Here is a 13,730-nt window from a genome sequence, read left to right as displayed (position 1 = left end):
GCAAAATTTACAAGGTTAAAAACAGGTGGAACATCTCAGGGGTTATTCCCGAGCGTGGGAAAAGCAAGGGAATCTAACTGCTCTACGAGAGTTTTGATGGTGAAGGGTTTTGAGACATAGCCGTCCATTCCCGCAGCCAGGCATTGCTCGCTGTAGCCTTTCATGGCATGGGCGGTTAGGGCGATGATCGGGATGTGCGGGGTTGTTCCCTGCTCCTGGGTTCGGATTTTTGCGGTTGCCGCAAAGCCGTCCATTTCCGGCATCTGCACATCCATCAGGATCAGGTCGAAAGGTTCGGCCCCGTATTTTTCCACGGCCTCCCGGCCGTTGTTGGCGATCACCACGGAATGGCCTTCTCGCTCCAGCAGTTTTTGCGCCACCTTCTGGTTCACGAGATTGTCTTCCGCCAGCAGAATATGGAGCTTTTTCCTCTTTTTTTCCACCGGCGTTTTCGGCGCAGGCGCAGCAGCGTCCGCTTGCTCAAAAACGGAGGAGATGCTCCGGAGCATCTCCTTTTGCCGACAGGGTTTGAGCAAATAGGCGCGTACCCCAAGGCTTGTGCTTCTTTCCTTGTCTTCCGGCAGACCTGCGGAGGTGAGAACAATGACCGGCAGTTGGCTCAGGCCGGGGCGTTGCCGGATTTTTTCGATCAGGGTGAAGCCGTCCATTTCCGGCATCTGGATGTCGATAATGGCCAGGTCAAAGGGCGCTGCAACATCAAGGCGGTCCTGCAAGGCCTCCAGCGCGTCAGCACCGCCGGAAACAGCCTGCGCCTGCATGCCAAGTTGGGAAAGTTTTTGCAGCAGGATTTTTTGGTTGATGGGGTTGTCGTCCACCACCAAAACGGATTTTCCCGCGAGAAAGGCCGGATATTCCTGCGGCACGACGTGTTCCCCGGATTGTTTTTGGCAGAGGATGGTGAAGAAAAAGGTGGAGCCGACATTGGGCGTGCTTTCCAGCCAGATGCGGCCCCCCATGAGATGGACAAGGCGGGAGGAGATGGAGAGCCCCAGGCCGGTGCCGCCGAATTTTCTGGCCATGGAGCTGTCCACCTGACTGAAGGCCTCAAAAATCTTTTGCTGCTGATCCTCGGGGATGCCGATGCCTTTGTCGGCGACGGAAAATAGTAATTCAACAGCCCCATCGTACTCGCCTTTGCGCTGTACGTTCAGGAAGATCTGGCCGGATTCGGTGAATTTAATGCTGTTTCCCAGAAGATTGGTCAGAATCTGTTGGAGGCGAAAGGCGTCGCCAATCAGCAATTCCGGGACATCCGCCTCGATATTGCACACCAGCTCCAGTCTTTTCTCGTGCGCCCGGACCGCCAACTCCTGCGTGGTATCCTCGATGGCTTCGCGAAGATTGAAATCGCTGGCGGTGATGTCCAGCTTTTGCGCCTCGATTTTGGAAAAATCAAGGATATCATTGATGACCTGGATGAGGCGATTGGCGGAAAGGTCGATGGTTTCAAGAAAATCCCGTTGTTCCTCGGTCAGTTTGGTTTGCAGGGCCAGCTGGGTCATGCCGATGACCCCGTTCATGGGGGTGCGGATCTCATGGCTCATGTTGGCGAGAAATTCCGATTTTGCCCGGCTTGCCGCCTCGGCGGCCTCCTTGGCCAGGACAAGATCGTGGGTCCGCTCCTCGACCTTCTTTTCCAGGCCGCTCTGTGCCTGGGTGAGGGCCTGATCCCGGAGTTCTATTTCATTGAGCATCTCATTAAAGCCTATGGTCAGCGCGCCGATCTCATCCTTGGTTTTCACCTCTGCCCGCAAGGAATAATCCTTGTCCTGGGTAACCCCGCGAATGGTTGCGGCAAGCTGCTCAATGGGCCTGGTAAAAACCCGCTGGAATTTTCCCGTGGCAAGCCAGACGAGAAAAAAGGTTGCCCCCATGACCAGGAGGGCGATCAGGAGATACCGTTTGAGCAGATCCTGTTCATGCTCAAGATCAAGGCGGGCAAAGACCAACCCCACGGTTTTGTCCGCAAGCTTTATTTCCGTGAGGAAATCGACGGAATTTTCGCTGAAGACCGGGGTATTGATGGGGATTGCCGGCGGCCGAAAGCCGGCCTTGTCCATGACCTTGTCTTTGCTGTAAGTGGCAAAGACCCGTCGGTCCGGGGTGAGGATGGCGGCGAACTGGATGCCGGGTTCGGCGCGCAGCGCCAGCAGCGTTTCCCTGGCAGCCTCTTGATCGGAAAAAACCACGGTGGATGATGCGTTTTCGGCGATGGCTTTTGTCAATACGGCCAGGTTATTGGCCAGGACATGCCTGAAGGTGAAAAATTCGTAGGAAAACATGACGCTGTTGACAAAAAACAGCACGCCGCCGGTAAGGAGCATGATTATCAGCAGGAGTTTTTTTCTGATCGGCAGCGCGTTAAAGTATTCCATATTCCCCTGGTTTTTCCTGGCTCAGGTGCGAGGTTGTAATGTTGGGGCCGGTGGCGCGGATCGGCTTGTCATAATCTATTGCCGACTGCTCCGGGGCAACGGCCAGCATGAGCAGCCGCGAACTGATCTTGAGATCGGCTTTTTCCGTTGAGGCCGGGCTGATCTGAAATTTGATCTTCGCCCCCTTTTGCACAAAGTTGATATCGCCGCCCAGGGTGATGAAGTTTTTCTCCTCGCCCACGGTGATCACCGGTTTTCCCTTGAGCTGGGCCAACACCTTTGCCAGGTCGGGATTTTTATAGGACTCCAGGAAAAAAACCATGTGCGCCTTGTCAAGATTCTCGGCGGAGCTGGTCATGATAATTTTCAAGGGCCGGGCGCCGACAACGCTGTTTTGCAAGGCATGTTCAATGGTGTGGTCTTTGCTGCCAACGGCGCCGACAATAATCAGGACAAAAGGACTGTTCGGGGAATCAAAAGAACGGTCCGGCCACTTGATGAAATTGAAAAAATTGTAGAGAAAGCCGGCCTTGAGTTCATACTCCTCATAGTCCGCCCCAGATGCCTTGTCAAACGGCAGGCACAAGACGAGCAGGAGCGCAAATGCCGCGAAGATCCGCTTGCTGCCCGAAGTCGTTTGTTTCTGTGAAAGGCCAATTGCCATGGAACTTTGCCTAGAAGGTCATACGTACTTGCGCATAGACGCTGCGCGGAATTTCCGAGGGGATGATGTTGATGTACAAAGAACCGAACTCGGGTTGGGCGTTATCGAGCAGATTCCGACCCACCAGGGAGAGCTCGACCTGGGGGTTGAGCTGCCAGCCGATGCGGGCGTCGAACGCGACATAGCTGTCGATGCCATAGGTCGGCAGGTTGTCCACGTACCGCAGCCAGGTGTCCAGGGTGACGCTATTGCTGAGGTCCATCATGGATCGCAACGAGATCTGGTTGCGGGGGCTTTCTCCTTCGGCATCCTCGCCTGCATACAGGCCCTGGCCGGCTTCCTGCAAATCCATGCGCAGGAAGGTATAGGCCAATTGCAGCCGCCACCAGTCCAGGGGTTTGGCATCGGCCACCAGCTCGAAGCCGTAGGTGTTGCCCTCCATGGTATTGCCATCTTTATAGTCGAGCTGATAGAGATAGGCCGGATTGGTAGTAGGGGTTATGATAGAGCCTCCCGCCAGGGGGATTGTCCGCAGGCGGCTGTAGTCGTTGAAAAAAGCGGTGGCGTCAAAGGCGAGTTTTTCATGGACCTGGGTCCGGTAGCCGATTTCGTAGGCCGTGAGTTTTTCGGACTGGAACTCCTCGTTCCCGCTGATGGTAATCTCCGCCAATTCATTAGCAGCAAAAGGATAAGGATGACCAGCGGCGAGGAGAAAGTTAGTGGGGACAAGAGAACTGCTTATCCGGACATCGCGGTCGGCTTGCGAGGGGGTCCGCACTGCCTGGCTCACCGCAGCCCAAAAGGTATGGTGCTTGTGCGGGGTAAAAAGCAACCGACCGCTGGGTTGGACCTCGTAGCCGGTGTAATCGTTGTGCTCGAACTTGGAGCCCAGGGTGAGCCGGAAAAGGTCTTCGACCAGGGTGATTTCGTCCTGGACAAAGGCGCTGAACAGCATATCAGTTCTACTGGTCGGAGCAAAGGCGATGGTCTGGCTGTTTTCCAGGGTATTGTGGCTGTAGCGGTAGCCCAACCCCCAGGTAAGCTCCTGTTTTGTGGTGGCCTGGAAGCGGTGCTGGAATTCGATGTCGGCCGTGCCCCGGTCGTCGCCTAAAACCAGATCATTGTTTCTCTCCCGATCGTAATAGGCTTGGAGCGACATCTCCGAGTTGTCTTTTTCTTTTCTGGTCAACCGGGTTAGGAGATTTGCGCCCCTGACGTTGCTGGGGTTGATGATGTTGGTCGAGAGGTATGGGCTTGTTGCGTCGGGGATGTTCGTTGTCGCGTCTGAATAGCCGTTGAATCCATCGCCTTGGATGGTGAAGGAATAGGGGGAATCGGGAGCGGCGGCACTGTCCAGGCGAAAGCCGCCCCGCGCCTGGTGCCAGTCATCATTGGCCTTGCTGCCATCGGCGGATTCCAGATCGCTGCGGGAGAAATCTTTTCCATACACCCGGTAGGTGGTGCGGTCATTGATTTTGGCGCCATAGCGGAGGGAGCCGAACCCGTTTTCTTCGGTGCCGGTTCCCGCGGTGAGCAGACCGCCCTGGGTGTCTGCCGAATGTTTGCTGATGACATTGATGACGCCATTGACCGCGTTGGCGCCCCAGAGACTGGCCCCAGGCCCGCGGATCACCTCGATCCGTTCGATGTCATCGAGCATGGTGTCCTGGGTATCCCAGAGCACTCCGGAAAAAAGCGGATTGTACATGGTGCGGCCATCCATGAGCACCAGCAGTTTGTTGGAGGAAAAACCGTTGAACCCCCGGCTGCTCACTGCCCATTTGTTGGCGTCTATCCGGGCCACTTGCAGGCCTGGCGCCATGCGCAGCACCTCGGGAATGGTGGTGGCGCCCGAGCGCTTGATGTCTTCCTGGGTGATCACAAAAACTGCGGCGGCCGCATCGCTGGCCTTTTCGGCTTTTTTGGAAACGGAGGTGATTTCCACGGAAAGCAGCTCTTCAAGGGAAAGCGCGGTGATACTGGGGCGGGCTGCCCAGCAAGGCTGGCTGCTGGCCAGGAGGATGGAGAGTGCGGCAAGGCCGGTGATTTTGCGGGACAGATCCCGTTTTTTTCTGTGGGATGAGTGGATGGCTGCCATGGCTATACCTCTCTTTTTTGCCCTGCGGCTATGTCTTATGGAAGCAATAACAAAATTCTACTCTTTTCCTGCAGGCCTGACAAGCAGGAGAAAGATGCTCGGAACAAGGGGATGTGCGTTGATAGTTTCATTGGAATACCTTGGTAGCCAGGCGCAGCAGCTTGGAGCTGAGATTCAATCTATTGGCGCGGGCGGCGGCCAGATTGGCCTCGAAGGTCACCTTGTTTTGGTCCATGCTCATGTTAAGGGCGACGCCTTGGAGCGCGGCGTCTTGCGAATCGGCCACGGTCAACACCGGCCTGTCGCCCAGATTGTCGAGGACGCGGCGGAGGTTGCCGATCACCGGGTGGGTGATGAACACGACTTGACAACCTTGCAAGCCATCCACGCTGTTGACGCGCCTCACCGCCAGGCTGCGGGCGCCGACGCTCTTGCCCTGCATTTTGTCCAGGTTTTCGCCGAAGGGGTCTGGGCCATAGACGCACAGATTGATAGTGTTCCCCACTTCAGCGGGCCACTCGGTGAATGCCAAGAAGTTATACAGGAAGGCCGCCTTGATTTGATACTCGGCCAGAGTCTCGGCATGCACCAACGACGGGCAGCACAGCAAGCCAAGCACCCAGAAAAGGGGGCGAAACCCTGTTTTCTTCCCAGCCTGAAACCAGGTGGAAAAATGATGGCGACAGGAAGGCATTAGAAGCGGTAATCCATTTTAAGCCAAGCGCTTCTCCCGTCTTGATCCAGACGGGTTTGCCAATTCGTGTCGGCGCCAGGGTGTTGGTAGTGCTGGTTGAACAGATTGCGCAGCCCCAGGGATACCTCCATCCCCGTGACCCATTTGTCGGCAAGCAAAGTCAGGTGGGAAAGCCAGTAGCCGTCGAGGGAAGAATCATCAATAGCCTGGCGGCTCGCGTCGTACTGGAGTTCGTAGCCCAAACGCAGACCTTCCCACGGCAGGGGGCTGGAGAAAAGGAGCTTGCCCAGCCATTGTGGGGCATTGTCCAAATCGCCGCCGCCGACATAAGCGATCTCCTGATACGACACGCTGCCGCGTGCGCGGCCACCCCAGTACCAGCGCTTGTCGGTGGACAGTTCCAGCCCATCGGCCTTGATCTTGTTGCCGGACTGGTATTGCGACAGACCGCTGACCGGGTCGAGGCCCAGGGTTATGATGTCCTGCATGCTCCAGTGGTAGATCGAGGCGCGCACGCTTAAATCGCGGGTCAGCCGATGATCCACGACCAGTTCCGCGGTATCGATGGTCTCGCCTCCCAGGCCGGGATTGGCAACCTGCGACACGCCATCGTCGTAGGCCCGTTCATAGGCATTGGGGGCACGATGGGCTTGGCCGTACAGGGCCTTGAGCGTAGTCGCCGGGGTGGTTTGCCAGATCAGCCCCGCACGCGGACTCAGTTTGCTGCCGGTGATATCGTTGCGGTCCGCCCGCACGCCCAGGGTGGCTGACCAGGTGTCGTTGAAGCGCCATTCGTCCTGGGCATAGACCCCGGCGCGATACCCAGAATCCTTGATTTCGGTGTCCAGGCCTGGGGTGGTGCGGTCATCGTTGGTCTGGTCGATGCGGGGATTATCCTGGTATTCCAGCCCCAGCATGAGCTTGTGGTCGGTGAACCCCGAGTACAGGGAGCGCAGTTCGCCGCCCCGCCAGTTACTGGCGCCGGTGGTGTAATTGGGCGCGCTTAAGTAGGTGAAGATGCTGTCAAAGCGTTCCTGGCCCAGGAACAGGCGACCCAGCACATTGAGCGTGTTGTCGGCGAAGTTCTCCTGATAGTGCAGTTGCGTCAGCGTATAGATGTCGCGCTCAAACTGCCCGGATGGCGGGACATCGGAACGATAGGCTGCCGTGGGGTCGTCCTTGCGCCGATCCCCGTAGGCGAAATCCAGACCCCAGGGGCCGCGGCCGACACGGGTAAAGAATTCTTTGTCCTTCTCGCCATCCTGGCCGACCACAAGGCTCTCACCGGAGCCAGCGCCCGAGAAGTCCATGAGCAGATCCTCTCCCCGTGCGTGCATGCCGGAGGCGGAGACCAGCACATCGACGCCGTTGTTCAGCATCTTGCCCCAACTGATGCGTCCTTCCCCCAGCGATTGGGGGCTTTTCCAGCCAGCGGACAACTCGCCGCCGTCAACCTGAGCCCCGGTGCGGGTGATCACGTTGACCACCCCGAACATGGCGTTCTGGCCATAGACCGCGCCGCCCGGTCCAGCGACGAACTCGATGCGTTCGATCAGGTCCAGGTCCAAGGGGAAATCGCGGCCGAAGGCGGCGCCGTCATACACCACCTCATTGACCCGATTGCCGTTGATGGCCAGCAGCATCCGGGTGTTAAAATCTCCGGGCAGGCCGAAACCCCGGGCGCCCAGATAGGAGTATTGCCGATCGTAGGTGGTGTGAATGCCGGGCAGGCTGGCCAGGGCCTGATCCAGCGTGCGCCAGCCGAAGGCCTTTATCTCGTCACGGGTGATGATGCTGACCGAGGCAGCCACCTCGGATTGTTTCTGTTCGTACTTGGAGGCGCTGGTCACCGTGGTTTCCAGTAACTGCTCCAGATTCAACTCGGCCAGGTCGGTAGCGGCCTGGGCAGGCAAAGCAAGGGCAAGGGTCAATCCGAGGGTTAAAGGGATCTTGAAATGAGTAACCATAAAATTGCCTCGAGGAGGTTGGGTGGGGACAATACCGATGTATCCTACACAAGTACTTGTACATTCTCCCCTGCAATTCTGGCAAGTGAAAGAGGCTATGGCAGGCGATTTTCAGCGAGGAAAAGGCAGGGGAGCATCGGTGGCGCAGGATTCCGCAATGGCACCGGAGCCTTGTGAAAATGAAAAAAGAAAGCCTGGCTTTTTGCCCGGGGTTTTGAGTACTTTGTTTTCTGCTTAAAGCAGAAGGGAGAAGATATGAAACAGAAAGCTTCGGTTATCAATATCATCTGGCTGTCCCTGGTCGTGCTGGCCACGGTGACAGCCGCCTATACCAACCGGATGGACGCCCTTACCAAGGCCTCGTTCGAGTCGGCCAAGGACGCGGTGGTTCTGGCTATCGGTCTGATTGGGCCCATGGCCCTCTGGCTGGGAATCATGAAGGTGGCCGAGGCAGGGGGGCTGATGCGGATCGTGGCCCGGTGGGTGCGGCCCCTGATGGTCCGGTTGTTTCCCGACGTGCCCCACGATCATCCGGCCATGAGCGCCATGATCATGAACATGGCGGCCAACGCCCTGGGTCTGGGCAACGCGGCCACGCCCATGGGGATCAAGGCCATGCAGGAGCTGGAGAAGCTCGCCCCGGAAAAAGGCACGGCCACCAACGCCATGTGCCTGTTTTTGGCGATCAACACCTCCAGCGTCACCCTGCTGCCCCTGGGGGTGATCACCATTCGGGCCGCTGCGGGCGCAACGAGCCCGGCCGCCATCTTTATCCCTTCCCTCATCGCCACCACCTGTTCCACCATTGTGGCCATCGTGGCGGCCAAGATGCTGAGTCGCAGAAACAGCGGGGTGGAAATGGCTGCGGCGCAAGAGACCTACGAGACAGCGGTGGCAGAGGCAGAGGCTAGCGTCGAAACGGAGCTGTTTCCGCCGAGTGCGGCCGGGAAATGGTTCATCTGGCTGTTGGTTGGCGTTTTCGCGGGGGGGGCGGTGTATCAGATGAGTATTGCCCCGGAGCTGCTGGCCTTTTCCGCAGCCAGCCTCAACAGCCTGTCCAGCTGGCTGATTCCGGCCTTGATTTCCGGGCTGCTCATCTTCGGCTATCTGCGGGGGGTGAGGATTTATGAAACCCTCACCGATGGGGCCAAGGAGGGTTTTACCACCGCCATCCGGATCATTCCCTTCATGGTGGCGATCTTTGTTGCCATCGGCATGTTCCGGGCCAGCGGGGCCATGGATATTCTGGTTGCCGTTCTTTCTCCCCTGACCTCAGCCGTGGGCATGCCGGCCGAGGCTTTGGCCATGGGTCTTCTCAGGCCGCTCTCCGGCAGCGGTTCCTTTGCCTTTATGAGCGAGATCATCAAACAGTCGCCGGACAGCCTGCTTTCCGCCATGGTTTCGGTCATCCAGGGCTCCAGCGAAACCACCCTCTATGTGCTGGCCGTTTACTTCGGGGCCATCGGCATCCGGCGGACGCGGCACGCCCTGCCCGCCGCACTCTGCGGTGAAACAGCCGGACTCATTGCCGCGGTGACGGTCTGTAATCTCTGGTTCTAGGTAACGGTTGCGCAGCACCGCATATCTGCTTCGCAGTCTCGCTGCGTTCGCTTAGCTGTCATCGGCTGGCTCGTGTGCACTAGCACACTTCGCTGGCCTCTTTCGCGCATCTGCGGCACTGCGCAACCGTTACCGGTCGGTTGGTTCCTCAGGTTTTGCCCTGCGCTCGATAATGACGGTTGTGGCTTCACCACCAGAACTCAGGGTATCGCCGCGTTTTCGGAATATTGTTCACAAGAAGCGCAATGACCAGCATGATGCAGGCCCCGGCCCCGGCAGGAAAAATCGCATAGAGATAGCCCAGGGCATAGATTTTCTCGCTGCCGATCACGGCGATAAGGGCGGTGGCGCCGCCCGGCGGGTGCAGGGTTTTGGTGAGGTGCATCACCGCGATGGCCGTGGCCACCGCCACCGCCGCCGCCAGCCACATGTGCGGAGCCAGCATTTTGTAGCTGGCCACCCCGATCAGCGCCGAGAGTATATGTCCGCCGAGCAGATTGCGCGGCTGGGCCAAGGGGCTTTTGATGGCGCCGTAGATCAACACCGCCGAGGCGCCGAACGAGCCGATCAGCATGAGCAGGTCCGACTGGGGCAGCAGATTGTAGTTGAGGTATGCCACCGCGGCAATGCCGCAAAAGGCGCCGATCCAAGACCAAAAAACCTCGGACAGATTGACCCGGGGCGGGCTTGTCGTTGTGCCGCGCATCTTGTTGAAATAGTTCATGGTGTACCCCTTTCCGGAAAAGCGTGCATGAGATCGCTGCGGGTGAGAATGCCGAGCAGCCGATTCTTGTTGTCCGTCACCGGCACCCGATTGATCCGTTTTTCCCGCATCATTTTGCCGACCTCATGTAACAGAGCGGTTTCAAAAACCGTGACCACAGGGGTGGTCATGATTGCTCCGGCGGTTTTGCCTCGGATGGAGAGCGCGGGGCAGCCTCCCGTGGCAAGGCTGTCGGCGATGAGCGCCATGCAGGAGGCCTGGCTGCCGTCACCCATGTTGCGGAAGAAATCCCGCTCCGAGAGGATGCCGACTACGGTTCCATCCTCCTGGACCACGGGCAGGCCGGTGATGTGGTGTTCGGCCATGCGCGCTGCCGCCTCGGCAAGTGGCGTTGTCGGCAGGACCGTTATGGCCTGCCGGGTCATGATTTCGGCAACCTGCAGGCTGTTGTACAGGCGGGTTTCCGCATGCTCATAGGCGAGCACATAGAGTTCCTTGAAATCCCCGGCCGAGATGTCGAGATAGCCGGGGATTTTTTTCATCGCCTCGTAAACATCTTCGTCCGAAAGGAGCTCGGCAGGATCAAGCCTGGGTTTGTTTGTTTCCGGCATCAGCGGTCCCCCCTTGTTGCTGAATAGTAAAGATGTGAATGGGTCGGTGCAGGATGCAGCGTATTGCGCAATGCGGCCCCCAGCATTGACCTAGGTCAAGTGGTTGTGATTATCTTATCCAGAGAGAGGCGCGGGAGGCAAGGGGGAAGAAAAAAGACGCCCGACGGCGAGATTGAAATAGCCGGCAAGGCGCTGAGTTTTGGCGGCTAATCTTGACTTCCGGCGGTTATGCGGGTAAATATTTTTGCCTGAGCAGTGGTAACGGTGACAGAAAGGAGAGAGAAAATCATGTTCAATATATTGGTTTTGGCCACCACAAATAAGGGCAAACTCAAGGAGTTTCAGGAGTTGCTCAAGGATTTCCCGGTGGAGGTCAGGAGTCTGGCCGATTTCGGCCCCATCCCCGAGGTGGTGGAAGACGGCGCAACCTTTGATGACAATGCCTACAAAAAAGCGCATTTCACCGCCAAGGTTCTCGGGCTGCCGTGTATCGCCGATGATTCCGGGTTGGCGGTCGAGGCTCTGGATGGTGCACCCGGCGTATATTCCGCCCGTTATGCCGGGGAAAAGGCCCGCGATGTGGAGAATACCGCCAAGCTGCTCAAAGACATGGAAGGCGTGGCCAACCGCAAGGCTGCCTTCCACTGTGTCATCTCCATCGCCGTGCCCAGCGGTCCGGCCCTGACCTACGAGGGAACCTGCGAAGGGGAGCTGCTCACCGCGCCCCGGGGCGAGGATGGCTTTGGCTATGATCCGATTTTTTTCTATCCCGAGCTGGGCAAGACCTTTGCCGAACTGCCCATGGAGGAAAAGAACCGGGTCAGTCACAGGGGGAGGGCCATGGCCGAGATGGCTGCCGAGTTCGATCAGGTGCTCAAATGGCTCAAGCAGAGGCTGACCGAGGAAAAACCGGCCAAGCCGGACCATGAGCAATTTGAGCACAACGACTGGTCCGAAGAGATCATGGTCCGGGAAGTGAAGTAAGGGGTAAGTGCCGGGCTGTGGTTTTACTCCCCTCGCCCACTTGTGGGAGAGGGGTCGGGGGAGAGGGTGAGAGTACTCCATATCTGCTCCAGCACACCCTCCAACTGGTGCATGACTTCGTGGTTCCAAAAACGCAATACCGTATAGCCTTGGCTGCGCAGCCATGCATCTCTATGCTGGTCATATTCCGCCTGTTCGGCATGTTGACCGCCATCGATCTCAATAACCAGTTGCCGTTCCACGCAGACAAAATCCACGATATAGCGACCCATGGGTTTTTGTCGCTTGAATTTCAAAGCCAGGAAGCGATGGGCTCGCAGGTGATGCCAGAGACGTTGTTCCGCTTCCGTCTGGTTGGCGCGGAGTGTCTTGGCATTGATGAGCCTTTTTTCAGCGCTCATTGACCCTCTCCCCCGGCCCCTCTCCCACAAGTGGGCGAGGGGAGTTCTCTCTCTGCAAACGGACCCCTCCTCCCTCCGCAACACATTTTATCCCAGACCCTCCCAGCTGCTTGAACAGCGGCCGGCCAAAGAGAAAAAACTCCATCTCCAGCGAAAGCCCGGCCTTTTGGGCAACCTCCCCCCTGATGGCCAGATCGGCGCGCACCAGCTCGGTGAGTCGGGCGAGATTCTCCATCCCGCCACCTTGGGCGAGCAGATCGGTGAAGAGCCGTCCGGGACACGCCTGTTCATGGCGCTCGATTTCCGCCAGGATCGGGTCGGTGGGGTTGATCAGGTCGGCGCGGCGCAGGGTGTCCTTATAGATGGTGGCCAGGAGGGCCTCGGGCTGCCAGCACTGGAGAATCCTGCAGGTTGCCGGGCGGTGCGCATAGATGGTGCAACCGTTGCTTTCTTCGGCAAAGAAGAGGCAGGTCCAGCCGCTCCCCTGCCCCCGAATCTTGAGCAGCTCAACGGGCACCGGTTCAAGCCTGGCGGTGGCGGGGTTGTAGCCCATCTCCCCTTGTCGGATGGTGACCAGCTGATCATGCCGGATATACCCTTGCCGGACGAGGCCGAGGTCCTCCCGGCTCAGGGCTGGTCCGCCGTTCCGGCAACAGGTGCCGCATTGTTTACAGTGTTTGGTATCTGTCATGTTTCAGGAGTAAAAGGGTGGGGGGTATTTAGGGCGCAATATGATCCGTGCCGGGTTGAGTTTGGGAGTATTGTTAGCCTGTTCATGGCTGATAAATTCCTTTGCATAGCTCTATGTTTCTATATAAATAATTTTTTTCATGGCTTGCAGGTATCTGTTTTTATGTGAAAAAAGTGTTCGTACCCTTCCCCTACTTTTTCCCTTCTGCCTTCCCTGGCATGGCCCTTGCGTATATACCAAAGCAAAGCGGTGCATGAAATGATTCTGCGCCGCCCAGGACATGCGGTACAGGAGGTCGGCCATGAAGAAAACACTCTGCAGCGAAAAAAAAGGCATAGCCCCGGTCGTTGTCGTGACCACTGGCAAGCTAGCCGAAACCTTCTGGTTTGTCAGCTCCTTTGTCCTCTCCCTGCTCATGGGTCCTTTTGCGGCGCTGCCCGCCATCATCGCGGTTTTTTCCCTGAAGATTGATGGACCCATGCCCCTGGAAATATCTTAATAATGAGAGTCCGCCATGAACGCACCTGCCTCTATGACATCTGAAACCTCTGCGCCCAGCTTGGGACATCCCCTGCTGGCGGATAACCAGGCCGTCTTCACCATCAGCGCCGCCGCCGAGATGCTGGCCATAACCCCGCGCACCTTGCGGATGTATGAGCAAGATGGGCTGTTGGCCCCGGCCCGGCACGGCAAATGGCGCTATTACAGCCTGGACAACCTGAAATGGGTTTCCTGCCTGCGCACCATGATCCACGAGCATGGCATCAGTCTGGCTGCCATCCATAAACTTCTGCAATACACCCCCTGCTGGAACATTGCCGGCTGCCCCTTTGAAAAACGCAAGCTCTGCACGGCATTCATGTCCAGCGGTCTGGTGCCGAAAAAGATCGACCGGCTTGGCGGATTGCCCGACGGCCAGTCAATCTCCGCCTGATTGCTT

The 13,730-nt window shown here is 57.7% G+C and carries 13 protein-coding genes; 4 read left to right on the top strand and 9 right to left on the bottom strand.

The features are described 5' to 3' along the window. Nucleotides 1-35 precede the first annotated feature (35 nt). The 5 genes from ACZ46D_RS11185 to ACZ46D_RS11165 all read right to left on the bottom strand — a co-directional run bounded on the left by ACZ46D_RS11185 (nucleotide 36) and on the right by ACZ46D_RS11165 (nucleotide 7,819). Complete coding sequence (locus tag ACZ46D_RS11185) at nucleotides 36-2,396, bottom strand: response regulator (protein WP_464927516.1); 2,361 nt, start codon at nucleotides 2,394-2,396, stop codon at nucleotides 36-38. Further along, nucleotides 2,383-3,060 carry a YfiR family protein gene (locus ACZ46D_RS11180; RefSeq protein WP_464927515.1) on the bottom strand — a complete coding sequence of 226 codons (678 nt, stop codon included), beginning with the start codon at nucleotides 3,058-3,060 and terminating at the stop codon, nucleotides 2,383-2,385. The genes ACZ46D_RS11185 and ACZ46D_RS11180 overlap by 14 nt, the downstream gene beginning before the upstream one ends. A gap of 10 nt (nucleotides 3,061-3,070) precedes the next feature. Beyond that, nucleotides 3,071-5,158, bottom strand: a complete 2,088-nt coding sequence (locus tag ACZ46D_RS11175; protein ID WP_464927514.1) for a TOL_0244 family TonB-dependent receptor — start codon at nucleotides 5,156-5,158, stop codon at nucleotides 3,071-3,073. A 127-nt stretch (nucleotides 5,159-5,285) separates the two neighbouring features. Next, nucleotides 5,286-5,852 carry a YfiR family protein gene (locus ACZ46D_RS11170; protein ID WP_464927513.1) on the bottom strand — a complete coding sequence of 189 codons (567 nt, stop codon included), beginning with the start codon at nucleotides 5,850-5,852 and terminating at the stop codon, nucleotides 5,286-5,288. Continuing rightward, entirely contained in the window at nucleotides 5,852-7,819 is a 1,968-nt protein-coding gene (locus ACZ46D_RS11165) for a TonB-dependent receptor plug domain-containing protein (RefSeq protein WP_464927512.1), read from the bottom strand. The genes ACZ46D_RS11170 and ACZ46D_RS11165 overlap by 1 nt, the downstream gene beginning before the upstream one ends. 255 nt (nucleotides 7,820-8,074) lie before the next feature. Here ACZ46D_RS11165 and ACZ46D_RS11160 point away from each other — a divergent pair, with 255 nt between their 5' ends. Continuing rightward, nucleotides 8,075-9,379, top strand: a complete 1,305-nt coding sequence (locus ACZ46D_RS11160; protein WP_464927511.1) for a nucleoside recognition domain-containing protein — start codon at nucleotides 8,075-8,077, stop codon at nucleotides 9,377-9,379. 187 nt (nucleotides 9,380-9,566) lie between these two features. On the opposite strand, the gene ACZ46D_RS11155 is transcribed toward ACZ46D_RS11160, so the two are convergent. Further along, entirely contained in the window at nucleotides 9,567-10,103 is a 537-nt protein-coding gene (locus tag ACZ46D_RS11155) for an HPP family protein (protein WP_464927510.1), read from the bottom strand. Next, the gene (locus ACZ46D_RS11150; RefSeq protein WP_464927509.1) at nucleotides 10,100-10,714 is read right to left on the bottom strand and encodes a CBS domain-containing protein; all 615 of its coding nucleotides are present in this window, start codon (nucleotides 10,712-10,714) and stop codon (nucleotides 10,100-10,102) included. Before ACZ46D_RS11150 ends, ACZ46D_RS11155 begins: the two co-directional genes overlap by 4 nt. 288 nt (nucleotides 10,715-11,002) lie before the next feature. Here ACZ46D_RS11150 and ACZ46D_RS11145 point away from each other — a divergent pair, with 288 nt between their 5' ends. Next, nucleotides 11,003-11,698 carry an XTP/dITP diphosphatase gene (locus ACZ46D_RS11145; RefSeq protein ID WP_464927508.1) on the top strand — a complete coding sequence of 232 codons (696 nt, stop codon included), beginning with the start codon at nucleotides 11,003-11,005 and terminating at the stop codon, nucleotides 11,696-11,698. A 23-nt stretch (nucleotides 11,699-11,721) separates the two neighbouring features. Here the strand turns inward: ACZ46D_RS11145 and ACZ46D_RS11140 are convergent, their stop codons facing one another. Both ACZ46D_RS11140 and ACZ46D_RS11135 read right to left on the bottom strand, forming a co-directional pair. Then, on the bottom strand, nucleotides 11,722-12,099 hold the full coding sequence (locus ACZ46D_RS11140) for an endonuclease domain-containing protein (RefSeq protein WP_464927507.1): 378 nt from the start codon (nucleotides 12,097-12,099) through the stop codon (nucleotides 11,722-11,724). Then, the gene (locus tag ACZ46D_RS11135) at nucleotides 12,089-12,790 is read right to left on the bottom strand and encodes a YkgJ family cysteine cluster protein (RefSeq protein ID WP_464927506.1); all 702 of its coding nucleotides are present in this window, start codon (nucleotides 12,788-12,790) and stop codon (nucleotides 12,089-12,091) included. Before ACZ46D_RS11135 ends, ACZ46D_RS11140 begins: the two co-directional genes overlap by 11 nt. A 301-nt stretch (nucleotides 12,791-13,091) precedes the next feature. Between ACZ46D_RS11135 and ACZ46D_RS11130 the strand changes: the two genes are divergently transcribed. Both ACZ46D_RS11130 and ACZ46D_RS11125 read left to right on the top strand, forming a co-directional pair. Continuing rightward, on the top strand, nucleotides 13,092-13,289 hold the full coding sequence (locus tag ACZ46D_RS11130; protein WP_464927505.1) for a hypothetical protein: 198 nt from the start codon (nucleotides 13,092-13,094) through the stop codon (nucleotides 13,287-13,289). Nucleotides 13,290-13,322: 33 nt separating this feature from the next. Further along, complete coding sequence (locus tag ACZ46D_RS11125; RefSeq protein WP_464927504.1) at nucleotides 13,323-13,724, top strand: MerR family transcriptional regulator; 402 nt, start codon at nucleotides 13,323-13,325, stop codon at nucleotides 13,722-13,724. The last annotated feature ends 6 nt before the right edge of the window (nucleotides 13,725-13,730 follow it).

The organism is Thiovibrio sp. Mzg5, assembly GCF_055379285.1.
This window is presented reverse-complemented; position numbering and strand designations above follow the sequence as displayed.